Source organism: Mycobacterium sp. IDR2000157661 (genome assembly GCF_022317005.1).
Lineage (GTDB): Bacteria > Actinomycetota > Actinomycetes > Mycobacteriales > Mycobacteriaceae > Mycobacterium.
In genome coordinates this window covers 3858519-3880025 of record NZ_CP081006.1, presented here as the reverse complement: position 1 = coordinate 3880025, position 21507 = coordinate 3858519, and the positions used below count along the sequence as shown (strand labels likewise).

General features: G+C 69.1%; 24 protein-coding genes. 10 read left to right on the top strand and 14 right to left on the bottom strand.

Annotated features, from left to right (window positions below):
• The first annotated feature begins 203 nt into the window (after window positions 1–203).
• From K3G64_RS19930 to K3G64_RS19915, 4 genes are all read left to right on the top strand, one after another.
• Window positions 204–1148 (top strand): threonine ammonia-lyase, encoded by a 945-nt coding sequence (locus K3G64_RS19930; RefSeq protein WP_238950845.1) that lies wholly within the window; start codon window positions 204–206, stop codon window positions 1146–1148.
• Window positions 1149–1682: 534 nt separating this feature from the next.
• Entirely contained in the window at window positions 1683–2978 is a 1296-nt protein-coding gene (locus tag K3G64_RS19925) for a DUF7159 family protein (protein WP_238886758.1), read from the top strand.
• A complete protein-coding gene (locus tag K3G64_RS19920; RefSeq protein ID WP_238886756.1) occupies window positions 2975–3589 on the top strand; it encodes a Pr6Pr family membrane protein in 615 nt (204 codons plus the stop codon). The genes K3G64_RS19925 and K3G64_RS19920 overlap by 4 nt, the downstream gene beginning before the upstream one ends.
• 122 nt (window positions 3590–3711) lie before the next feature.
• On the top strand, window positions 3712–4455 hold the full coding sequence (locus K3G64_RS19915; protein WP_305071264.1) for a L,D-transpeptidase: 744 nt from the start codon (window positions 3712–3714) through the stop codon (window positions 4453–4455).
• Window positions 4456–4472: 17 nt separating this feature from the next.
• On the opposite strand, the gene K3G64_RS19910 is transcribed toward K3G64_RS19915, so the two are convergent.
• From K3G64_RS19910 to K3G64_RS19895, 4 genes are read right to left on the bottom strand one after another with little or no spacing between them, the layout of a single operon-like run.
• On the bottom strand, window positions 4473–5138 hold the full coding sequence (locus tag K3G64_RS19910) for a sterol desaturase family protein (RefSeq protein ID WP_238886754.1): 666 nt from the start codon (window positions 5136–5138) through the stop codon (window positions 4473–4475).
• The gene (locus K3G64_RS19905; protein ID WP_238886752.1) at window positions 5135–5857 is read right to left on the bottom strand and encodes a FadR/GntR family transcriptional regulator; all 723 of its coding nucleotides are present in this window, start codon (window positions 5855–5857) and stop codon (window positions 5135–5137) included. Before K3G64_RS19905 ends, K3G64_RS19910 begins: the two co-directional genes overlap by 4 nt.
• A 52-nt stretch (window positions 5858–5909) precedes the next feature.
• The gene (locus K3G64_RS19900) at window positions 5910–6284 is read right to left on the bottom strand and encodes a nuclear transport factor 2 family protein (protein WP_238886750.1); all 375 of its coding nucleotides are present in this window, start codon (window positions 6282–6284) and stop codon (window positions 5910–5912) included.
• A gap of 10 nt (window positions 6285–6294) precedes the next feature.
• Window positions 6295–6714 (bottom strand): lipoprotein LpqH, encoded by a 420-nt coding sequence (locus tag K3G64_RS19895; protein WP_238886748.1) that lies wholly within the window; start codon window positions 6712–6714, stop codon window positions 6295–6297.
• Between the two features lie 185 nt (window positions 6715–6899).
• Here K3G64_RS19895 and K3G64_RS19890 point away from each other — a divergent pair, with 185 nt between their 5' ends.
• A complete protein-coding gene (locus tag K3G64_RS19890; protein ID WP_238886747.1) occupies window positions 6900–7190 on the top strand; it encodes a hypothetical protein in 291 nt (96 codons plus the stop codon).
• Here the strand turns inward: K3G64_RS19890 and K3G64_RS19885 are convergent, their stop codons facing one another.
• Window positions 7191–8435, bottom strand: coding sequence for a cytochrome P450 (locus tag K3G64_RS19885; protein WP_238886745.1), 1245 nt, complete (start codon window positions 8433–8435; stop codon window positions 7191–7193).
• 234 nt (window positions 8436–8669) lie between these two features.
• Here K3G64_RS19885 and K3G64_RS19880 point away from each other — a divergent pair, with 234 nt between their 5' ends.
• Window positions 8670–9233: a hypothetical protein gene (locus tag K3G64_RS19880; protein WP_238886743.1), complete on the top strand. Its 564-nt coding sequence runs from the start codon at window positions 8670–8672 to the stop codon at window positions 9231–9233.
• A 9-nt stretch (window positions 9234–9242) separates the two neighbouring features.
• Here the strand turns inward: K3G64_RS19880 and K3G64_RS19875 are convergent, their stop codons facing one another.
• The 6 genes from K3G64_RS19875 to K3G64_RS19850 all read right to left on the bottom strand — a co-directional run bounded on the left by K3G64_RS19875 (window position 9243) and on the right by K3G64_RS19850 (window position 15818).
• Window positions 9243–11504, bottom strand: coding sequence for a molybdopterin-dependent oxidoreductase (locus K3G64_RS19875; protein WP_238886741.1), 2262 nt, complete (start codon window positions 11502–11504; stop codon window positions 9243–9245).
• Window positions 11494–12081 (bottom strand): TetR/AcrR family transcriptional regulator, encoded by a 588-nt coding sequence (locus tag K3G64_RS19870; protein ID WP_238886739.1) that lies wholly within the window; start codon window positions 12079–12081, stop codon window positions 11494–11496. Before K3G64_RS19870 ends, K3G64_RS19875 begins: the two co-directional genes overlap by 11 nt.
• 158 nt (window positions 12082–12239) lie before the next feature.
• On the bottom strand, window positions 12240–12680 hold the full coding sequence (locus tag K3G64_RS19865) for a hypothetical protein (protein ID WP_238886737.1): 441 nt from the start codon (window positions 12678–12680) through the stop codon (window positions 12240–12242).
• A 19-nt stretch (window positions 12681–12699) separates the two neighbouring features.
• Window positions 12700–13833 (bottom strand): nitronate monooxygenase, encoded by a 1134-nt coding sequence (locus K3G64_RS19860; protein WP_238886736.1) that lies wholly within the window; start codon window positions 13831–13833, stop codon window positions 12700–12702.
• 118 nt (window positions 13834–13951) lie between these two features.
• Window positions 13952–14719 carry an HAD family hydrolase gene (locus tag K3G64_RS19855; RefSeq protein WP_238886735.1) on the bottom strand — a complete coding sequence of 256 codons (768 nt, stop codon included), beginning with the start codon at window positions 14717–14719 and terminating at the stop codon, window positions 13952–13954.
• Window positions 14720–14732: 13 nt separating this feature from the next.
• The gene (locus tag K3G64_RS19850; protein WP_238886733.1) at window positions 14733–15818 is read right to left on the bottom strand and encodes an NAD(P)H-dependent amine dehydrogenase family protein; all 1086 of its coding nucleotides are present in this window, start codon (window positions 15816–15818) and stop codon (window positions 14733–14735) included.
• A gap of 78 nt (window positions 15819–15896) precedes the next feature.
• Between K3G64_RS19850 and K3G64_RS19845 the strand changes: the two genes are divergently transcribed.
• Window positions 15897–16631, top strand: coding sequence for a glucose 1-dehydrogenase (locus tag K3G64_RS19845; protein WP_238886732.1), 735 nt, complete (start codon window positions 15897–15899; stop codon window positions 16629–16631).
• A gap of 12 nt (window positions 16632–16643) precedes the next feature.
• On the opposite strand, the gene K3G64_RS19840 is transcribed toward K3G64_RS19845, so the two are convergent.
• Entirely contained in the window at window positions 16644–17030 is a 387-nt protein-coding gene (locus K3G64_RS19840; protein ID WP_238886730.1) for a PaaI family thioesterase, read from the bottom strand.
• 58 nt (window positions 17031–17088) lie between these two features.
• On the opposite strand from K3G64_RS19840, the gene K3G64_RS19835 reads away from it, so the two are divergent.
• Both K3G64_RS19835 and K3G64_RS19830 read left to right on the top strand, forming a co-directional pair.
• Entirely contained in the window at window positions 17089–18348 is a 1260-nt protein-coding gene (locus tag K3G64_RS19835; protein ID WP_238886728.1) for a competence/damage-inducible protein A, read from the top strand.
• Window positions 18349–18395: 47 nt separating this feature from the next.
• On the top strand, window positions 18396–19124 hold the full coding sequence (locus K3G64_RS19830; RefSeq protein ID WP_238886727.1) for a 2OG-Fe dioxygenase family protein: 729 nt from the start codon (window positions 18396–18398) through the stop codon (window positions 19122–19124).
• Here K3G64_RS19830 and K3G64_RS19825 read toward each other — a convergent pair.
• On the bottom strand, window positions 19078–20187 hold the full coding sequence (locus tag K3G64_RS19825; protein WP_238886725.1) for a carboxylate-amine ligase: 1110 nt from the start codon (window positions 20185–20187) through the stop codon (window positions 19078–19080). The genes K3G64_RS19830 and K3G64_RS19825 overlap by 47 nt on opposite strands.
• A 66-nt stretch (window positions 20188–20253) precedes the next feature.
• Between K3G64_RS19825 and K3G64_RS19820 the strand changes: the two genes are divergently transcribed.
• Window positions 20254–20475 (top strand): hypothetical protein, encoded by a 222-nt coding sequence (locus K3G64_RS19820; RefSeq protein WP_238886724.1) that lies wholly within the window; start codon window positions 20254–20256, stop codon window positions 20473–20475.
• 73 nt (window positions 20476–20548) lie between these two features.
• On the opposite strand, the gene K3G64_RS19815 is transcribed toward K3G64_RS19820, so the two are convergent.
• Window positions 20549–21475 (bottom strand): alpha/beta fold hydrolase, encoded by a 927-nt coding sequence (locus tag K3G64_RS19815; protein WP_238886723.1) that lies wholly within the window; start codon window positions 21473–21475, stop codon window positions 20549–20551.
• Window positions 21476–21507: the final 32 nt, after the last annotated feature.

Genomic DNA, 21507 nt, shown 5'->3' with positions numbered 1-21507 from the left:
CTCACGCCGGGGGTGCGGCCGGCGCCGGGGGTCGCACATCGCAGCGCCGGCCGCGCGGGCGGGCCGGGCTGTGCGCCGGCGGCGTCGGGCTGCCACGACTCCACCCACCCGACCTCGGTGCGAAACGGGCGCTGCCAGAGACCATGCCCGCGTGGGCCATGGGGCGACGGTACGCGCCGGTACGCCAGACTGTCGGCGTGCAGATGGTATCGCTCGCCGACATCGAGCAGGCCGCCGCGCGGATCCGCGCGTACGTCCTTCGCACCCCGCTACTTCCGGCCGGCTGGGCCGGTGACGCCGACCGGCCGCTGTGGATCAAGCCCGAGAGCCTGCAGTCGATCGGGGCGTTCAAGGTGCGCGGTGCGTTCAACGCGATCGGCAACCTCGACGAGTCCGTGCGCACCAGGGGAGTGGTCGCCTACTCCAGCGGCAACCACGCCCAGGCGGTGGCCTACGCCGCAGCGGTGTACGGCATCCCCGCCCACATTGTGATGCCGGAGGAGACACCACCGGTGAAGGTCCAGGCGACGCGGGGCCACGGCGCCGACGTCGTGCTGTGCGGAGCCGGCCAGCGGGAGCGCGTCGCGGCCGAGGTGGTCGAACAGACCGGCGGCGTCTTGATCCCGCCGTTCGACCACCCCGACATCATCGCCGGTCAGGGCACCATCGGCCTGGAGATCGCCGAGGACCTGCCCGGCGTCGAGACCGTGCTGATCCCGGTCAGCGGCGGGGGACTGGCATCCGGTATCGGAACCGCGATCAAGGCGCTGTGTCCGGGTGCCCGGGTGATCGGCGTGGAACCCGAACTGGCGGCCGACACCGCGCAGGGTCTGCGGGTCGGCCGCCGCGCCGACTGGTCGATCGAGGACCGCAACCGCACCATCGCCGACGGTTTGCGCTCGCAGCCCTCCGAGCTGACCTTCGCGCACCTGCAGCAGGTGATCGACGACGTCATCACCGTCACGGAAGACGAGATACGTTCGGCGGTAAGGCAATTGGCTGATCGTGCCCGCCTGATCAGCGAGCCCAGCGGCGCGGTGACGCTGGCGGCCTACCGCCGGGGTGTGACACCGGCGGGACGGACGGTGATCGTGCTTTCCGGCGGCAACATCGAACCGACGATGCTGCGCGAGATCCTGGCCGACTGACCTCGGCAAGCCGGCGCCGGCAGGACCAGGGGGCTTGCCACCGCGCAATGCCGGTGGATCGAGTGCGTCCACGCATCCTGCACGGCCATCGCCTTCAGATAGCGACGCCTGCCGTGCCACCCACACGTGCAGGCGGCGGCGCAGTGCGCGAAGCCGAAGGTGCCGACCGCCACCGTGCCCGCGGCGGACTCGCCGCCCGGCGGCGCGCCGCCGGTCTCGATGTGTACCGCAACCGACATCGTCAGCCTCCTACGTCGACCAAACCTCGTTGTCTCGTCAGACGCTCGTGCAAGCGCTCCGGTTCCCATGGTCTCCCGCACCGACAGCCAAAACCGTTGCGGCCGGGTCACGACTTGGCCTCGCCGAGCCGGGAGAAACCTCGGCAAAGAGGCGCAGCCGGTGCGTGCAGGTGGTTGACCGACGACAGCACATTCCGCGGCGACGTCTGCTCTCGAACGCGACGACACCACGGGAAGCGGTCTCCCGATGTGCTGTTACCGTCACCCCGATAGCTCGACGTCCGAAGGGGTGTATGTGGACGCCGTACTGGGTTTGTCGGTGACACCGTCGGCTGTCGGCCTTGTCCTCGTGGAGGGACAGGACGCCGACGGCGCCACTGTCGACCGCGACGCCATTGAGATCCCGGGGCGCCGGTCGACTCCGCAGCAGACGTCCGACGAGGCCGCTGCGGCGGTGCTGCGGACCGAGGCCCTGGCCGCGACCCGCGGGCACCGGCTGCACTCCATCGGCGTCACCTGGAGCGACAACGCCGACCTGGAAGCCTCACTGCTGCTGAAGTCCCTTAGCGACTGCGGCTTCGACAACGTCGTGCCCATCCGGTTGCCCGAGGCGTCCGAAGCGCTGGCGTGGGGCGTGGCGGAGGTCATCGGCAACGACGTCACCGCGGTGTGCGTCGTGGAGTCCGACACCGTCATCGCGCTCGTGGTGCACGCCCGCGAGGGAGCCGTGCAGACAGCTGTCAACCACGCCATCGACGACGACGAGGCGCTGGTCCGGTGGCTCAGCGCCGTGTTCGCCAAGGCCGACTGGCGACCCCAGGCCCTGGTGATGGTCGGTTCGGGGGCCGGTGTCGACGAGCTCATGCCGCAGCTGGAGGACGCGTTGGGCGTGCCGGTGTTCGCCCCCGCCGAGGCCGAACTGGCGCTGGCCCGTGGAGCGGCGCTGGCGTCCACCCACATCGGCGAGCTGAGCTTGGACGAGACGGACGTCTATACCGACGATCAGGCGGGCCGCCGCCGCCCGGCGGCGCTGACGGGTCCGCTGGCGATGCTGGCCGCCGGCGCGGTGACGTTCGTGGCGTCGGTGTCGGTCGCGATCAGCATGCAGCTGGCGCCCGACAAGGGTGCCCCGCCCGCGGAGCCCAGTCCGGCGGCGAAATCGTCGTCCGGTGTCCCCGCGGCCGCCGAACCGCTGCCGATCGCGACACCGGCACCCGCGGCGCTGCCCGCACCGCCGCCGGTCGAGGTGGCGCCGCCGCCGGCTGAACTGCCCGCCGAGCCGCCGGTCGTGGCCGTCGACACGGCACCGGCGCCGCAGGCCCCGCCGCTGCCACCCGCCGCGCCGCCCGAGCCCGTTGCCGCACCCGTGGCCGGCGCTCCGGTGCTGCCCCCGGAGTCGATGGCCCCAGGACTGGTGCCCGCGCAGCCGACGCCCGTACCCGAACGCCGGGGGTTCTTGCAGCGCATCAAGGACAGGCTGAACATCGGAGACGACGCCGGGCTGCAGCAGGCCCCGGCACCCGTCATGCCGCCACCCGGCCCGGTGCTCGCACCCGATCCCGCACTGGCGCCACCGCCGCCGCCTGCGTGACGCCGGCCGCCGCTTCGGCGGCCCTGCGGCTGGTGCTGCGCCTCGGCATCGTGGTCTGCGTGGTGTTCGCACTGGCCGCCGTCGAGCTCACCTCCCGTTCCGGAGTGGCGTGGCGGCTCGTCACCTTCACCTACCAGGCGAACGTGCTCGCAGCCGCCTACTACCTGTGGACCCTGGTCTCACCCCGCGCCGACGCCCGGGTCGGGCTGCGGGGCGCGGTGGTGCTCTACGTGCTGATCGCCGGCGTCGTGTGGAACCTGTTCCTGACCGAACGCAGCATGGGCTACACGCCGGCCAACCTGCTGCTGCACGTCGTGGTGCCGGCCCTGGCGTTGGCGGACTGGCTGTTGATCGGGCGTGGACGGGGGCGGGTGCGCTGGTGGCACCCGATCGCCTGGCAGGCCTATCCCGCCGCGTACGCGGTGCTGGCCGTGGTGCTGCTCAATGAGGCGGGCAGGCGTGCGCCGTACTATTTCTTGGACCCCGCCCGGGTGGGTACAACGACGGTGCTGACGAACATCGGTGTTCTCGGCGCCGGCGTGCTCGTGGTGGGCTATGCGTTGCTGGCCGTCAACCGGCTGGCCACACCGGCTCGAATCGATGCGGTGTGAAACGTTTCGGGCACCGCATTCGATAGATCATCAAAGCGCGTTCTGTCGCGCGTCGCGGTCGACCGCACCGCCACGACGTGCGATTTCCAAGTTAAACGCTGCCGACTCATTAGGATGTGACTGTGCTGAAGCTTCGACACCTGCTCGCCGTACTCGGCATCGCAGCGATCGCGTTGGCGGGCGCTACCGCCACCACCGCCGCTCGTGTCGCCGCTCCGGTCGACGCTGTGGCCAGTATTCAACCCGCCGGCGAGACGGTCGGTGTTGCGCATCCGGTCACGGTCACTTTCCAGCGGGCCGTCGCCGATCGCGCCGCCGCCGAACGATCGTTCGCCGTATCTGCACCCCAGACGCCGTCCGGATCGTTCACCTGGCTCAGCGACCGGGTACTGGAATGGACACCGGACGAATTCTGGCCTGCGCACTCGACGATCGCGCTGAGTGTGGGAGACACCAAAGCCTCCTTCCAGACCGGAGCATCGGTGGTGAGCGTCGCGGACATCAACTCATACAGCTTCACGGTCAGTATCGACGGTGAGGTGGCGCGTGAAATGCCCGCGTCGATGGGCAAGGCTCGCTTCCCGACTCCGCAGGGAACGTTCAGCGTCCTGCGCAAGGAAGCCTTCGTCGTGATGGACTCGCGAACCATCGGCATCCCACTCGACGACCCCGAGGGGTACAAACTCGACGTCTACAACGCCGTGCGGATCACCAACGGCGGCGTCTACGTCCATTCGGCGCCGTGGTCGGTCGGATCGCAGGGGTATGCGAACGTCAGCCACGGCTGCATAAACCTCAGCCCGGACAACGCCGCCTGGTACTTCGACACCGTCGGCGTCGGTGACCCGGTGATCGTCCAGGCCTAGACGGTCTTGCAACGGCCTCACGCCGCGGCGTGCAGGTTCTTGGCCGTCGGTGAGTTCTCCACGGTGCGCGGGTCGGGGTAGGTGCCGAGCACCCGGTCGGCGGTGCCGGAACTGGTGACCGTGAACCAGTAGTGCTCATTCTTGAAGTGATGGTGCCGGTGGTTACGCCAAACCGCCTTGTAGAGCCCGGTTTTCGGCTTGTAGTCGCTGTGAATCAGGTAGTGCGTCCACTCGTAGACCAGCCCCAGCGCGCCGATGCACATCAAGAAGGTCAACCCCATGCCCAGCCGCGGGAACGCCAGCAGCGCGACGGCCACCGTGAGCGGCAACACCCACGACACCAGCGACTTCCACGGGATGAAAATCAGCGGGACATCGCGCGGGTCCTGATGGTGGGCGCGATGGTCGCGGGCCAGCAACGGGTCGATCGTCATGCGGCCCAACCGTTTCGGTCGCCAATGCAGGACGAACACGTGGATGACCCACTCGAAGAACGGGAACACGGCCAGCACCACCAGCGGCACGACGGCGTCAGTGAGCCGCCAGTCGCCGACCGCGAAGCGCGCGACCAGCGCGGCGAGCAGTGTGACACCGATCATCCACGGCGACGGGTGTTTCCAGAACTCGCGGGTGGCGTCGGCGAGCGTGAACCCCTTGCGGGTACGACTGGCCCGGGGTGTCATCGGTTCTCCTCCAGAGTGTCGAGTGCGGCCAGCAGAGCCGTCGTGGCCGGTTCGAGAAGGTCGTGCGCGGCCCGACGGGCCCGCTCGGGGTCGGTGGCCACGATCGCGCCGGCGACGTCGCGATAGGCCTGTGGGCGGCCGACCTCGTCTGCCATCACCGCGGCCAGTGCGGGCAGTGCCGGCTCATACGTGGCGCGCAGGGTGTTGTACATCAACCGGAAGGCGATCGAGTCGGCGCCGTCGACGACGTGATCCCAGAACGCCAGCGCATGGCGCTGCCGTTCGACGGCGTCGTGTTCGGCTTCGAGAGCATTCACCGTCTCGTCGAGAACAGCGGCGAGTGCCGCGCCGCGCCGTCGCGCCGCAAGTTCGGCGACCTTCGGCCCGTTGTGAAGTCGGGTTTCCAGGATGCTGCGCACCACCGACGGGTCGAGTTCGCCCCCGCGGATCAACAACCGCGGCAGCAGATCCAACCCGGCGTGGCGCCGGAAGTCGCGCACCGTCGTCGCGTCACCCTGGCGTACTTCGACCAGACCTGCGGCCGTCAGTCGCTTGAGCGCCTCGCGGACAGCCGGCCTGGAGACCCCGAGCACCTCGGCGAGGCGGCGTTCGCTGGGCAGCGACTCGCCGGGTTTCATCTGCCCGTCGAGCACCTCGGCCACGATCTGCTCGAAGACGTCTTCGGGCACGGACCGCCGGTTCACGGGTTGCAGCGCCATGCGCCTAGTGTGCCGGGACTAGCGGCCAGAGGTCAAGTGGTAAGACCAGTTGCTACATCGCCGCAAGCCGGGCTCGCATCTGCTCGGCGAGCGCCAGGGTCGCCGACAACGGCCGCACCATGACCGTGAGTTCCTTGACCGCACCCGCCTCGTCGAGTCGGATGAAGTCGCAGCCTTCGATCTCCTTGTCGCCCACCCTGGCCTGGAACACCAGGGCATGCTCGCGCGCCTCGGCTGCGCCGATCTCCCGTATGTACCGGAAGTCCTCGAACACCTCCATCACGGCGGCCAGAATCGGCCGCAGCGCCGCCCGGCCGCGGTAGGGCCGAAACACCACCGGGCTGTGGAACTCCACATCGTCGCGCAGTAGGGCGACGACGGCGTCCAGATCGCCGGCTTCGACCGCCTGGCGGAACGCGTGCACCATCGCCGGTTCCTCAGCAGTCGGCTTCGATGCGGAACGTCGCGGTGGCCTCGTTGCTGGGGTTGTCGGCGAAGGACCCGTCGGCCGAACCGGTGATGGTGTACTTGCCGCCGGCGCTGGTCACTTCGGCCTCACCGAGGTGGTCCTGCCAGAAGGTTCCGGTGAATCCGCCGAAATCGCGGAAGTCCACCGAGTTCACGACGACCTCGTCGCCGGTATTGATGTTGGCGGTGAACCCCTTGGCCTCAGTGGGGGTGGCGATGCGCCACGACCATCCGGACTGCGTGCAGCGCACCGGATGCGGCCCCCCGGTGCTCTGACCGTTGATGGTCACCTTCGCGGTGGTCCCGCCGAGCGCCGCGGGCGGTGTCGAGCAGCCGGCGGCGCCAGCGGCCAGGGCGACGGCAGCCACTGCAACGAGTCGGTTGTCCATGCCGCCAGACTCTATTGGTGTTCGGGACGGCTCACGTGTGTTTCACCGCAAGGCGGCGGCCGTGTCCTCGTCGGCGGGCGCAACAGCATCGCGCGACTCGCCGTCGAGCGCCCCGCGCAGGCAGTTGCCACGCTCACCTCGAGCAGGCACCGTTGACGGTGTCCGGCCCTGACAGGAGGCAACCCATGGGATCAGTCCTTCCCGCCGATGTCGGAGTTCCACGGTGGCTGCGGTTCGTGCTGATCTTCGACCGCGCGGGTTCGGCGTGGTTCATCGGTGCCGGGTTCTTCTTCGCGCCGGTGCTCGCCGTGCTCTCGCCGTGGCCTGCGGTCACCGCGGCGCTGTGGGCGGTGATCGGGCTGTTCGGGCTGTGGCTCGGGCTGCTCGGCGTCGCCATGGCGACCGGGTTGGCGATGGCGCTTCGGTCGAACGCCGAGATCCCCGAGGAGTACTGGCGCTCGATCATCGACTACTGACTACGCCTTACTGGCACCGGTGTAGTCGACCTGCCAGTGCTTGATGCCGTTGAGCCAGCCCGACCGGAGCCGTTCGGGCCGGCCCAGCGGACGCAGATTCGGTATCTCGTCGGCGATCGCGTTGAAGATCAGGTCGATGGTCATCCGCGCCAGATTCGCACCGATGCAGTAGTGCGCTCCGGTGCCGCCGAATCCGACGTGTGGGTTGGGGTCGCGCAGGATGTCGAAGGTGTAGGGGTCGTCGAAGACCTCCTCGTCGAAGTTCGCCGACCGGTAGAACATCACCACCCGATCACCCTTCTTGATCGTCACACCGGACAGTTCGGTGTCCTCGAGCGCAGTGCGCTGGAACGACGTGACGGGCGTGGCCCAGCGGACGATCTCGTCGGCGGCGGTTCCCGGGCGCTGCTCTTTGAACAGTTCCCACTGGTCCGGATGGTCGGTGAAGGCCATCATGCCCTGGGTGATGGAATTGCGCGTGGTCTCGTTGCCCGCCACCGCGAGCAGGATGACGAAGAAGCCGAATTCGTCGTCGGTGAGCTTGTGTCCCTCGACGTCGGCCTGCACCAGCTTGGTGACCAGATCGTCGCCCGGGCTCTTGGTCCGCTCCGCGGCCATCTGCATGCCGTAGGTGATCAGCTCGACCGATGCGGCCATCGGGTCGTTGCGCGAGTACTCGGGATCCTGGTCGCCGACCATCTGGTTCGACCAGTGGAACAGCTTCATCCGGTCTTCCTGCGGCACGCCCATCAGCCCGGCGATGGCCTGCAGGGGCAATTCGGCCGACACCTGTTCGACGAAGTCGCCGGACCCTTCGGCGGCGGCGGTCTTGGCGATGTTGGCCGCGCGCTCGCGCAGTTCGTCGCGCAGTGACTCGATCGCCCGGGGCGTGAACGCGCGCGAGATGATCTTGCGCAGGTGCGTGTGGTGCGGCGCGTCCTGGTTGAGCAGCACAACCTTGCCGCCCTCCAGCGACGCGGGATCGGCGTCGTCTCGGTACCGCGGCAGCGCCGTCTTCTGGTTGCTGGAGAACACGTCGCTGCGGCGGGAGATCTCCTTGACGTCCTTGTGCTTGGTCACCACCCAGAAGCCGGTGTCGCCGAAGGCGAGATTGCCCTTCGTCTGTTCGTTCCACCAGATGGGCGCCACTCGGCGCATCTCGGCGAGTTCGTCGACCGGCAGGCGCTCGGCATAGATGTCGGGATCGGTGAAATCGAATCCGGGCGGCAGGTTGGGCGTCGGCATTAGTGCGTTCCTCACATGACGTGGTCTAGTGCGCCTACCGCATTGCTACACCACTGTTGGGGACGGGTGAAGCGGGTTCGAAGAAGTCCGAGGTCATGAGAAGTGGAACGTGTTCCGCTCGGGCCGTCATAGTGACCGCTTGGTCACATCGGGCTCAGGTGTAACAATTCTCCCGTTCAGACTGAAGCACCCAGTAACGCCGTGAGACGGCGGTACGGGCAAGAGGGGGCATCGGTGAGGATCGACATGGACGTGAAGAAGTTCTCGCTGTTCGGTGCGGGTATCGGCGTTGCCGTGGCGATATGGGCGGCGCCGGCGGCACTGGCTGACCCGGCCCCGCCCACCCCGCCTGCCCTGCCTCCGGCGCCGGTGGTGGCTGCGGCGGCCGACGTCGCTCCTGCGCCTGCGCCGGACCCGCTGGCGATTCCGCGCCCGCCCGCGCCCGCCGCACCCGCCCGGGCTGAAGCGCCCGCAGCACCCGCGGCCGCCGAAGCTCCCGCGGCCGAGGTGCCGCATCTGGCCAGCCCCGAGAACCTGCCGCCGGGATCCACCTTGGACCCGGCCGCCAAGAGCGCCGAGAATCAGAGGCTCAGCTATTTCAGGGACCTCTGGCAGGGCGTGCAGAACCAGGAGATCAGCGCAAAGGAGGCCTTGATATGGGGTCTCGCGCAGCGCAACCTGGGCACGCCATACCCGGACCAGATGCCCGGCCCGAACGTTCCGCTCTCGCCGGCCGCTCCGACGCCGCCGCCCGCTCCGGCGCCGACACCGCCGCCCGCTCCGGCGCCGCTGCCCTGATCGGATCGGTCAGACCGAAACGGCCTCGATGCGCGCCGGCACGTGCTTGTGCCACGGCGTGCCCGCATAGGCGTCGCGCCAGTCGCTGGAGGTGAGCGCATTGGGCGCGACACCCGGCACGCGCGTGCGGCCGTCGTCGTCGATGAAGTCCAGGCCGAAGCCGTTGGGCAGGGAAGCATGTCCGGGCAGCATGGCCTCGCTGACCTCGACGCTGGCCTCGGCGCTGCCCGCGGCCGTGGTGATGCGGGCCCTCCCGCCGTCGACCAGACCGAGCGTGTCGGCGTCCTCGAGGCTCACGCGCAGCGCGCCGTCGACGTCCCGTTTGCGCCAGCTCGGATCGCGAAGGATGTCGTTGGCCGTGTAGGCGCGCCGCTCGCCGGCCGACAGCACGATCGGGAACTCGGCCGTGGTGAGGTCTGGTGGCCGGTGTGCGAGCGCGCGGACCTCGTCGAGCATCTCCGGCAGATCCAGTGCGATCTTGCGATCGGCGTGGCTGATCAGGGCGAAGTCGTCGGCGTACTCGTGGACGGTGAACGTGACACCGGACGGGTTGGCCAGAATGGCATCGAAGAGTGCGTTGCCGTCGGCATGGCCCGCCCGCCGCACCGCCTCGGGATAGGTCATCGCCGCCTTCTGCGCCAGCCCCCACAGCGCGGCCGCACCGGAAAGACCTTGCGGCAGAGTCGGTCCGAGTGTCTCGTAGAGCACGAACGGCAGCACCTTGCCCAGCATCGGAGTGGACCCGACGGCCTGCAGGAACGCCTGGGTGTAGGCTTCGCGGCCTTGTCGTGCCGCCACTCGCAGCGGCTCGAGGTCCGCATCATCGACGATTTCGAGCGCACGCATCAGTCGTGCCCAGATCTCGGGTTCGGGCAGCGTTCCCTCGGCCGGCTCGAGGAGCGGGTGACGCAGATGAAAGGTGTTGTGCGGGAACTCCAGGTTGAAGAACGTTGCCTCGCACTTCTCGTACTGCGAGGCGGCCGGCAGGACGTAATGCGCGAGCCGTGCGGTCTCGGTCATCGCCACGTCGATGACCACCATCAATTGCAGCGACGCGAACGCCGAACGGCAGGCCTGCGAGTCGGCCAGTGAATGCGCGGGGTTGCTGCTCTCCACGATCATCGCGCGGAACCGGTCCGGGTGATCGGTCAGGATCTCCTGGGGCACCGCGTTGCTCGGGATCAGGCCGCCGACGATCGGGGCGCCGGTGACCGGCGTGCGGCCGACGTCGCGGGTGTGCCGGAACAGTGGGCCGAACGACGAATGCAGATGCTGCCCACCGCGTTTGGCGAAGTTGCCGGTGAGGATCCATAGCAGCTTGTTCAGATACGAGCTCAGTGTGCTGTTGGGCGCCTGCTGCACGCCCAGGTCCTCGAAGACCGAGACGCTGGCCGCCGCGCCGATCCGCCGCGCGGCAGCGCGGATGAGTTCCTCGTCGACCCCGCACCGCAGCGCGTAGTCGGCGACCGGGACGTCGCTCAGCGCCTTTCGGACGGGTTCGACGCCGTGCACGTGCTCGGCGAGAAACGTCTCGTCACAGAGGTTCTCCTGCACCAGCACACCTGCCAGGGCGGCCAGGCACCAGGCGTCGGTGCCCGGCCGCACGCGCAGGTGGTAGTCGGCCATCTTCGCGGTGTCGGTGATCACCGGGTCGATGACGATCATGGCGCGCGCCGGATCCTTGGCGATGTCGTTGAGCACGGTGCGGGCCCGCGGGAAGCTCTGCGACATCCAGGGGTTCTTGCCGACGAACACCGACACCTCCGCGTGCTCGAATTCTCCGCGGGTGTGGCCGCCGTAGAGGTGGGCGTCGACCCACGCCTCGCCGGTCTTCTCCTGGGCCAGCGCGTTGGACCGGTAGTGGCTGCCGAGCGCCTTGAGGAACGCCCCGCTGTAGGCGCCGCCGAGGTGATTGCCCTGGCCGCCGCCGCCGTAGTAGAAGATCTTGTCCCCGCCGTACGTGTCGGCGATGCGGCGAAAGCCCGCGGCGATCTCGGTGATCGCGGTGTCCCAGTCGATCTCCTCGTAGCTGCCGTCGGGCCTGCGCCGCATCGGTGACGTCAGCCGGCCGCGGTTGTTCTGGTAGTGGTCGAGGCGCAGCGCCTTGTTGCAGGTGTAGCCCTGCGACGCCGGGTGGTTCTTGTCGCCGCGGATCTTGGCCAGCGTGCGGCCGTCGAGTTGCACCACGATGCCGCAGTTGCACTCGCACAGGATGCAGGCCGTCGCATGCCACTGCGGGCCTGCCGCTGCGGCGGTATCGCTACTGGTCATCGACGGATCCTTCCGGCAGCGCGGCTACCACGAGCGTGCGGAGTTGGTTGTGGACGGAGTCGAGCGGTGCCGTCGAGCGTGCGGCGCGGGCAACGACGATCGCCCCTTCGACCGAGGCGGTGATGAACAACGCGAGGTCGTCGGCGCGCTCGGCCGCCACGCCGTCGTGCCTGAGTCGCTCGGCGATCGCGCTGTTCCAGCGTTCGAACGCCGCTGCGGCACGGTCGATGAGCGGCGTCGTTCCGCCGTCGGGGGCGCCGGCCTCCACGGTGACGGCGACGACCGGGCACCCGGCGCGGTAGTCGGTTTGTTCGAGTTGGCCGCGGTAGGCGGCGAAGAGCTCGTCGAGCAACTCGATGCCGCTGCGCGCGCGTTCGATCCGGGTGGCGATGAACTCCCCGGCGTAGTCGATTGCCTCGCTGAGCAACTGGGTGCGGCCGCCGGGGAAGTAGTGATAGGCCGACCCGCGCGGTGCGCCGCTGTGCGCCAGCACGTCGGCGATCGCGGTCGGATGGGCACCGCGTTCGCGGATCAGCAGGGCTGCGGAGATCACCATCCGCTCCCGATGTCCGGCCATGCGACGCGGTCCCTTCGGTCGAGTTATGTATGTAAACCTACATAACGCGTGGACCGGGCGCTAGCCCCTCGTCGAAACTGAGCTTGAGCGCGACTTCAGGCCCGGTTCCCGAGCACGAGCTCATATTCGGCGGGGCTGATGAGTCAGGCGGCGTGGGGTCAGTAGTGGGCGATCCAGACGACCAGGAACGTCGTCATGGCCGCCAGGCAAAGCAGATGGTCGCGGAACACCCCGCGGGCCAGGAACGACTGGGCGGCGGCGCTGTCGACGCGGCTGCCGAGTCGCTTGGCGCTCGGCACGGTGCGCACCGCCGCCAGCAGAATCGGCGCACCGGCCAACAGCGATGGGATCACCAGTGGCCAGCCTGGAGCGTCGACCCACCGAATCACCACGACCGACAAGAGGAGCACCATCACGGCCGCGACCAGATAGTTCATCGGCCGCGCCGCCGTCGTCGCCCGGCGGTAGTAGCCCGCGATGGAGGCGAGCACCGGTTCCGGAAGCTCGCCGGACCTACGGTGGGATCGGACCTGACTGTCGAAGATCAGGTCCATCCACAGCACGGCGATGAGAAAGCCGGCGCAGGCGGCTCCGGTCAACCGGACGACGCCTTGCAGGTCAGACAGACGCCGCCTCGTTGATCGCGTCGAGCCTGCCGGTCGCCTCGAGGTACTCCTGCACCCAGCGCTCGATCACCGCGGAGGTCTTCTCGACCTTGGTGAACTGGCCCACGACCTGACCGATCGGGTTGAAAGCGACGTCGACGGACTCGTTGGGATACTTGTGCGTCGCGGCGACCGCCATCCCGGAAACCATGTACTGCAACGGCATTCCCAGCGGCTGTGGGTTGTCCGGGTTCTCCCACGCCTCGGTCCAGTCGTTGCGCAGCATCCGCGCCGGCTTGCCGGTGAACGAGCGGCTGCGCACGGTGTCGCGGCTCGACGCCTTGGCGTAGGCCGCGTGCTGCACCGGGGTGTGCTCGGACTCCTCGACCATCACCCACTGCGATCCGGTCCACGCGCCCTGGGCGCCGAGCGCCAGCGCCGCCGCGATCTGCTGGCCGCTGCCGATTCCGCCCGCGGCGAGCACCGGCACCGGCGCGACCTCCTTGACGACCTGCGGCCACAACACGATCGAGCCGACCTCGCCGCAGTGCCCGCCCGCCTCGCCGCCCTGGGCGATGATGATGTCGACGCCGGCGTCGGCGTGCTTGCGTGCCTGCGACGGCGAACCGCACAGCGCCGCGACCTTGCGCCCCTCGGCGTGGATGTGGGAGATCATGTCCGCGGGCGGCGTGCCGAGCGCGTTGGCGATCAGCGTGCACTTCGGATGCTGCAGCGCCACCTCGACCTGCGGCGTCGCGGTCGCCTCGGTCCAGCCCAGGAGCTGAAGCGCGTCGTCGTCGCTGTGGTCGACCGGCACGCCGTGGTCGGCGAGGATCTTCTTGGCGAAGTCGATGTGCTCCTGCGGCACCAGCGCGTTGAGCTGCTTCTTGAGGACCTCGGGCTCCAGGTCGGTGGCGTCCATGCCCTCGTACTTGTTCGGGATGACGATGTCGACGCCGTATGGGTGGTCGCCGATGTTCTGGTCGATCCACTTCAACTCGATCTCGAGTTGCTCGGGGGTGTAACCGACCGCGCCGAGCACGCCGAAGCCGCCGGCCTTGCTCACAGCGACCACCACGTCCCGGCAGTGGGTGAACGCGAAGATCGGATACTCGATGTTGAGGTCGTCGCAGATGGGGGTGCGCATGCCTGCTCCTTGGTGGGCCGCTCACGAATTGAAACGTGTTCTAGTTTAGTACCCGGAGGTGCCGTCGGGGCAAGTAGGGGGCTCGACGGCTATTCGGGTCCCCGCTTCACCTCGCGCCTCAGTCGTAGCCGATGAGCCGGCGCAACGACACCCGTCTACGGTTGCCCGAACCCTGGACCCGCAGCACCGGCCACCCGTGTTCGGCGGCCATCGCCGCCAGTGCCGGTCGCGGGTTCACCGGCCGTGGGTTGCCGACCAGCACCATCAGCGCCGCGTCTTCGTCACCATCGGCGTAGAAGTAACTGTGTTGCAGCCCAACGTCATTGGCCTCACAGAAGCGCTGAACGGCGCTGGACTTGTTGCGTCCCCAGATCACCGGCCTGGCGATCCGGCCGGTGAGCCGCCCGGCGTCGTCGACCTCGAAGTGGTTGCACAGCACCTCGGTGATCCCGGTGAACCGGGCCACCGGTTCGGCGTGAATGGTCAGCGCCGAGCTGCTGAGCACCACGGTGTGCCCGCGGTCCTGATGCGCCTGCACGATCTCGTGCATGACGGGAAACACGCGCGCTGCTACCCGTTCGATGAAGATGCGTTCGCCCAACTCGTCGAGTTCGGCGAGCGACTCGCCGTGCAGGTAGCCGGCCGCCCGGGTCAGCAGCCGCTCGAACTGCATGCGGCCCAGGCGGTATCGCACCGACGCCTCGACCACGCCGAGCACCTCGCCGATGCGCGCCTGCCTGCGGCGGATCCGGTCGGCGGCGTGATGGGTGGCGGTGAACCCGTCGACCAGCGTCCCGTCGAGGTCGAAGAACGCACCCACATGCGGCCCCGGGGGGCTGGCGGCGATCTCGGCGATCGGATCGGCTGCTGCGGGTTGCGCATCCATGACGCGCTCCAGCCTACTGAGCGGAGTACACACCCTTCCCGGTGGCGAGCGGCATGTCCAGCGTGGTGCGGATGCCTGCGGGCGCGGCCACGACGTCGGGAATCGCGTTGACGATGCGGCCCGCCGCAGCCAGGATCGCGGCGTAGTTGTGGTCACCGTTGCGGCTCGTCGGGCAGATGTCCATGGTGTAGGAGGGTTCACCGACGATCTCGACCCGGTAGGAGCCCCCGGGCTGCGCGGGCTGCGCCCAGTCCGGCCGCAGGTCGCCGCGCAGCCGCGTCACGTGTTCGACGACGATCACCGGATCGCCGTTGACCATCCCTTCGATCAGAAACCGCACCGCGGCCATCGTGCCCTTCTTGATGGTGCCGACGGCGACGTCGAAGTCCTCGGGGGCGGGTTCCTGCTCCACGGAATCGCGGATCTCGTCGAGTTCGACACCGAGGCCGGCGGCGAGCTGGCGGATGGCCGTGCCCCAGGCGATGCTCAGCACGCCGGGCTGATACAGCATCGGCAGGTCACCCGGTTCCCCGACCTTCCGGCCGAAGCCCATCACGTCGAACATCACCGTCGCCCCGTCGTAGGTGGCGTAGTCGGCGATCTCCATGGTGCGGATGTGCTGGACGCTTTGGCACGTGCCCGCCAGGGCGAGCGGCAGCAGGTCCGTCACGAAGCCCGGGTCGACGCCCGTCATGAACACCGTCGAATCGCCTTCTTGCGCAGCCTCTTCGACCCGCTGGATGTACTTGTCGGGGATCACGCCCCACGGGTACTGCAGGACACCGAGCGCCGAGCCGACGACATCGATGCCTGCCGCGAGGATGCGCCGGACGTCGGCCATCGCCTCGGGCAGCCGAGTGTCGCCCATCGCGCAGTAGACGACACAGTCGGGCTTGGCCGCGATGATCGCGTCGAGGTCGTTGCCCGCGGTGACCCCCGTGGTCACGTCGAGCCGGGCCAACTCGCCGGCGTCCTTGCCGACCTTCGCGTCCGACGACACCCCCACACCGACAAGCTCGAATCGCGCATCGGTGATGAGTTGACGCAGCGCGAGACTGCCGCAGTTGCCGGTTCCCACGAGCGCGACGCGAATAGCCATGGCCAGCAGTATGCGTGGTGCGTACCCAAATTGGAACAGGTTCTAGTTCGCTGATGCGGTGCGGTAGCCTGACGCCCCATGGGACGCGTGGACGACAAGGTGGCACTGATCAGTGGCGGCGCGCAGGGGATGGGCGCCGCCGACGCCCGGGCACTGGTCGCCGAGGGCGCCAAGGTGGTGATCGGCGACATCCTCGACGACAAGGGCAAGGCGCTGGCCGACGAGATCGGCGAGTCGGCCCGCTACGTGCACCTCGACGTCACGCAGGCCGACCAGTGGGAGGCCGCCGTGGCCACCGCGGTCAACGACTTCGGCAAGCTCAACGTGTTGGTCAACAACGCGGGCACGGTGGCGCTGGGCCAGATCGGCCAGTTCGACATGGCCAAGTGGCAGAAGGTCATCGACGTCAACCTCACCGGCACCTTCCTCGGCATGCAGCATTCCGTCGAGGCGATGAAGGCCGCAGGCGGCGGGTCGATCATCAACATCTCGTCGATCGAGGGCCTGCGCGGCGCGGTGATGGTGCACCCGTACGTCGCGTCGAAGTGGGCGGTGCGCGGGCTGACGAAGTCGGCGGCGCTCGAACTCGGGCCGCACAACATCCGCGTCAACTCCGTGCACCCCGGGTTCATCCGCACCCCGATGACCAAGCACTTCCCCGATAACATGCTGCGCATCCCCCTCGGGCGGCCGGGTCAACCGGAGGAGGTCGCGACGTTCGTGGTCTTCCTGGCCAGCGACGAGTCCCGCTACTCGACCGGCGCGGAGTACGTCATGGACGGCGGTCTGACCAACGACGTCCCGCACAGGTAGCCGCTCGCCGCTTCAGTCGACGGCGGCGAAGTTGACGGTCGCGGTCGCGCCGATCTCGTCGTCGTTGGCGCGGTAGATGTCGACCTGCACCACCACTGAGCGCTTGCCCGTCCGCAGGATCCGGGCGACCGCACGCGCAGGCCCGACTTTGATGGGCCGCAGATAGCGGATGAACAGGTCCGTGGTGGCGATCGCGTGGCCGAACGGGGTGGCTCGCGCCGCGAGTTGACCGGCGGTGACATCTGCCATCGTGGCGACCAGGCCCCCCTGCAAACCACCCGCGGTGTTGACGGTCCGCTCGTCGACGGGCATCTCCATCACGACGGTGCCGTCGTCGCCGGGCACCTCGGTCAGCCCGAGCTGATCGAACAACTCGCGAAGCGACTTCGGCGCAGTCATGGGTAACGACATTACCGGGGCACCACGTCGTCGTGCCGGATGCGTAGTGTCGTAGCTCGTGAGCGCACGCGCGGGCATCGTCGTCACCGGAACCGAGGTCCTCACCGGCCGGGTCCAGGACCTCAACGGGCCGTGGGTGGCCGACCGACTCCTCGAGCTGGGCGTCGACCTTGCGCACATCACGATCTGTGGTGACCGGCCCGGTGACATCGAGGCCCAGCTGAGGTTCCTCGCCGACGAAGGCGTCGACCTGATCGTCACCACCGGTGGGCTCGGGCCGACCGCCGACGACCTCACCGTGCAGACCGTCGCCCGGTTCATGGGGCGAGACCTGGTGTTGGACAACCGGCTCGAGGAGATGATCGGCGACATCGTGGCCCGCCTGATGGCACGCTTCCCCCACGTCGACGCCGAGGCCGTGCGCGCGTCGAACCGCAAGCAGGCCATGGTGCCCGAGGGCGCGCACGTCCTCGATCCCGTCGGCACGGCGCCCGGTGTAGTGGTGGCCGGCCCGCCGACGGTCGTGGTGCTGCCCGGCCCGCCGCGCGAGCTGCAGCCGATGTGGCCGCGCGCGCTGCAGGCCTCCGCCGTGCAGCAGGCGATCGCCGGCCGCACCGTCTACCGCCAGGAGATGGTGTTGATGTTCGGGCTGCCCGAGTCCGCACTGGCAGACACGCTGCGCGACGCCGAGCGGACCATCGCCGGCTTCGACCGGCTGGAGATCACCACGTGCCTTCGGCGGGGCGAGGTGGAGGTCGTGACGCGCTACGAACCCGACGCCGCCGACGCGTATGGGCAGCTGACGGCGCTGCTGCGGGAGCGCCACGGCGCGGAGATCTTCTCCGAGGACGGGTCGCGGGTCGACGACCAGGTGGCCGCGCTGCTCGCCGGTCGCCGCATCGCCACCGCGGAGTCCTGCACCGGCGGCCTGCTGGCCGCCCGGCTGACCGACCTGGCGGGGTCGTCGGCCTACGTCACCGGTGCGGTCGTGGCCTACGCCAACGAGGCGAAGTCCGAGGTTCTCGGCGTCGACGCCGACCTGATCGACACCCACGGCGCGGTGTCCGAGCCCGTCGCCGAGGCGATGGCCGACGGCGCCCTGCTCCGGTTCGGGGCCGACACGGCGGTCGCGATCACCGGCATTGCGGGCCCCGGCGGCGGCACGGCCGAGAAGCCCGTCGGCACCGTGTGTTTCAGCGTCAAGCGCACCGACGGCCCCACCGTCACCAGGACCGTCCGGATACCCGGCAACCGCGCCGACGTCCGCGACCGGTCGACTACCATCGCGATGCACCTGCTGAGGGGGGCACTGGGCTGATCAGTCGGCACTTTTAAGCCGCGGCCCGGTGGGTATCCCCGCCGACCATGACAGTCGCGCACCACCCATTGACGACGGTCGGCACGTATCTGATGGCCCCGGCCGAACTCAACGCGCGCCTCGGCGCCGACCCGCAGGCCTGGACCGAGTTCGGCAGGCACTGGGATCAGCTGGCCGATGACACCTACGCCGCGGAGCTGGGCACCAAGCGCCTGCGGCGTTACGGCCACTATCTGTTCACTCCCGGCGACGGGCACATCGAGCCGATGACGCACGACGCGTTCGTCCAGCCCGAGGACTCCAACCCGCTCTACGTCGGCCGGGAACGTCACTTCGAACCGCTCACCGACGCCTTCGCCGCCGAGCCGCTGCTGCGCGACTACCTGAGCCTGCTCGCTGAGTTCGCAGTGCTGCTCGACGACGCCGCCCGGTGGAGCGTCAAGGTCACCCCCTTCCGGGTGCTCGCGTCGGCCGACGACACAGGAAAGCCCACACCCGAGGGGCTGCACCGCGACGGCGTCACGCTGGTGACCTCGCTGCTCATCGGCCGCGACAACGCCGAGGGCGGCGAAAGTTCGGTCTACGACATGGCAGGCGCTCACCTGCTGTCGGTCATCCTCGACGAGCCGGGCACCCTGCTGCTGGGCGACGACCGCCGCAGCCTGCACGGGGTGTCGCCCATCCACCCCCTCGACCCCTCGCGCCCCGCCCGGCGCGACGTTCTGGTCGTCACGTTCGCGCCGTCGTCGCCATCAGGTCGTCGACGACGTCGGTGAGCAGGCCGCGCCGTGCGGCCGACGCGCGCTGAACGTCCGCGCCCGTGCCCCGCGCGAAGAGTCGGTCGATGAACGCGGTCACCGTCGCGGTGTCCGCGTGCTCGGCCAGCGCCGGACCGATGTGGTCGAGCAGCTGCCTTGCCTGCACGGCCGACGGCAGCAGGCGGCCCGTCAACACATCGAGGCCGCAGCCCGACCAGCCGTCACGCGCGGCCCGCCAGTACGCCGCCCGCAGCAGCTCGCTGTTCACCACCGGCCCCGCGTCACCCGTGCGCGCGGCGGCTGCCGCGGCGGTCATCACCAGCGCCCTGACCAACAGCGCGAGCGCGACGGTGTCCTCGACGTCGGCCTGCACGTCCATGGTGCGGATCTCCAACGTCGGCAGATGAGGATTGAGCCGGATGTCCCAGAACGGCATGGCCGCATCGAGCATGGCGCCCGAGTCGGCGATCCCGGTGGCAAGCTGCTCGTAGTGGCGCACCGATTCGGCGTACGGCGGTGGGCCAAGGCAGGGGAAACGGCTCCTGATGACCGCCCGCCAGTCGGCGTAGCCGGTGTCGACACCGTGGTCGAACGGCGAATTCGCGCTCAGCGCAACGAGTATCGGCAGCCAGGGCCTGAGCCGGTTGCTGACCCGAATCGCCAGCTCGCGGTCGGGCAGATGCACGTGGATGTGCGCCGAGCACACGGCGAAGTCATCGAGCATCGCCCGGTACTGCGCGACGCCGGCGCGGTAACGGGGGTGGTCGCCGCTCACCGCGGCGGGTCGGCCGGCCAGCACCGGCGTACCCGTGGCGCACAGGCGCAACCCTTCGGCGGCCGCGGCTGCGTTGGCGGCGGCGCGCATGCGGAGCAGATCGGCGCGCAGCTGATCGGCGTCGAGGCACGGAGTAGTCCTGACCTCCAGTTGGTGCAGCGTGAACTCGCCGGACACCAGGTCGGCGACCTCACCGGGAATGCGGCCGATGACCTCGCCGCTGCGTGGTTGCGGGGTGCGGTGCACCGGGTCGACGAGGAAGAACTCCTCCTCGACACCCACCGTCGCGGCCTGCCGAACGCTCACGATCCCTCCCGCACCGGCGCAACCCCGATCCGATAACGTACCCGTGCGACACAGGAGGAACACGTGATGACGGCAAACGCGCGCGAAGAGCTGTCCGAACGCGCCGTAGAGGCCGGCTGGCACCGCAGAGACGCCGACCGCACCGACTACTACACGCGCACTCCCGTGCGGGTGCACGTGGTCTGGCGTGGATCCGACGCGATCAGCGGGGGAGCGCTGTACCACGACGACACCCTGATGGCCTACAGCCGCGACCTGAGCACCGTTGCCGGCTGGCTGAAGCGCTGACGAGCCGGGTCATCGGGCCTAGCGCGAGATCAGAGTTCCGACCTGGTTTCGGCGGCTGGAATGTACCGGAACCCTATTTCGCCGCGGCCCCGTCGTACTCGTCCCAGACCTTGAGCATCGTCTGCAGGATCTCCTCCGCGCGGCCCAGCCCGGCGAGATGACTCTCGCCCGGCATCGGGTACAGCTCGGCGTCGGCCAGCTTCGCCACGACATGCTGGCCGTGGGCGTAGGGCACGATGTGGTCGGCGTCGCCGTGCCACCAGCGGACCGGCACCGTGATCTCGTCGAGCCGGAAACCCCAGTCGCGGGCGAACACGACGATGTCGTTGAACGGCGCCGCCAACTGTTTGCGGCTGCCGTTGAGCAGGTCGTCGAGGAACATCGCCTTGATCTCCGGGCGGGCCAGCAGCCGGCGGTCGGCCTCCGGTGACACCCGGCCGTACAGGTCGGCCGCCGGAGAGGCGACCGGCTTGATGAGCCGGATGAGCGCCGACGCGACCAGCCCGATCGGCGTTCCCGCGAGCTGCAGCAGCGGCGCGACGCGCATGCCGAGGTTGCCCATCAGCCCACCGGTGATGGCATCCGACCCGACCGTCGGTGCCACACCGCCGATGACGCCGGCCGCCACGACCCGATCCGCCAGCGCCGCCGCGCACGCCAGGCTGTACGGCCCGCCGCCGGACAGGCCGACGACAACCATCTTGTCGATGCCCAAGGTGTCGGCAATCGTGCGCAGGTCATCGGCGAAGGCGACGACGGTGTCATAGCGGTGCGGTGTCGACGACCCGATGCCCGGCCGGTCGATCCCGATGAGCCTGATGTTCGCCTTCTCGGCGTACACGCGAGCCTCCATCGGAATCTGACGGCGGGCACCGGGGGTGCCGTGTAGCCAGAAGATGGCACGGCCTTGGGGATCACCGAACTCGGCGAAGCCGATCTGCCGGTCTTCCCCCACGGCGACGTTGCCTTCGAGCTTGGGACGGGCGATTGCGACAACCATGCCGAAAGTGTCTCATGTGCGGTGACCGGCGT

Coding starts and splice junctions, on each gene's coding strand:
- K3G64_RS19850 (WP_238886733.1), bottom strand. CDS start 15,818: ATGGCTATTCGCGTCGCGCTCGTGGGAACCGGCAACTGCGGCAGTCTC.
- K3G64_RS19860 (WP_238886736.1), bottom strand. CDS start 13,833: ATGCGCACCCCCATCTGCGACGACCTCAACATCGAGTATCCGATCTTC.
- K3G64_RS19900 (WP_238886750.1), bottom strand. CDS start 6,284: ATGGTGCACGCGTTCCGCCAGGCGGTCGAAGCCGGCGATCTGGACGCC.
- K3G64_RS19905 (WP_238886752.1), bottom strand. CDS start 5,857: ATGGCGCTGCAACCCGTGAACCGGCGGTCCGTGCCCGAAGACGTCTTC.
- K3G64_RS19885 (WP_238886745.1), bottom strand. CDS start 8,435: ATGCCGACGCCCAACCTGCCGCCCGGATTCGATTTCACCGATCCCGAC.
- K3G64_RS19855 (WP_238886735.1), bottom strand. CDS start 14,719: ATGGATGCGCAACCCGCAGCAGCCGATCCGATCGCCGAGATCGCCGCC.
- K3G64_RS19870 (WP_238886739.1), bottom strand. CDS start 12,081: ATGGCCGGACATCGGGAGCGGATGGTGATCTCCGCAGCCCTGCTGATC.
- K3G64_RS19820 (WP_238886724.1), top strand. CDS start 20,254: ATGACGGCAAACGCGCGCGAAGAGCTGTCCGAACGCGCCGTAGAGGCC.
- K3G64_RS19930 (WP_238950845.1), top strand. CDS start 204: ATGGTATCGCTCGCCGACATCGAGCAGGCCGCCGCGCGGATCCGCGCG.
- K3G64_RS19910 (WP_238886754.1), bottom strand. CDS start 5,138: ATGACACCCCGGGCCAGTCGTACCCGCAAGGGGTTCACGCTCGCCGAC.
- K3G64_RS19830 (WP_238886727.1), top strand. CDS start 18,396: ATGACAGTCGCGCACCACCCATTGACGACGGTCGGCACGTATCTGATG.
- K3G64_RS19895 (WP_238886748.1), bottom strand. CDS start 6,714: ATGGACAACCGACTCGTTGCAGTGGCTGCCGTCGCCCTGGCCGCTGGC.
- K3G64_RS19840 (WP_238886730.1), bottom strand. CDS start 17,030: ATGACTGCGCCGAAGTCGCTTCGCGAGTTGTTCGATCAGCTCGGGCTG.
- K3G64_RS19890 (WP_238886747.1), top strand. CDS start 6,900: ATGGGATCAGTCCTTCCCGCCGATGTCGGAGTTCCACGGTGGCTGCGG.
- K3G64_RS19845 (WP_238886732.1), top strand. CDS start 15,897: ATGGGACGCGTGGACGACAAGGTGGCACTGATCAGTGGCGGCGCGCAG.
- K3G64_RS19815 (WP_238886723.1), bottom strand. CDS start 21,475: ATGGTTGTCGCAATCGCCCGTCCCAAGCTCGAAGGCAACGTCGCCGTG.
- K3G64_RS19875 (WP_238886741.1), bottom strand. CDS start 11,504: ATGACCAGTAGCGATACCGCCGCAGCGGCAGGCCCGCAGTGGCATGCG.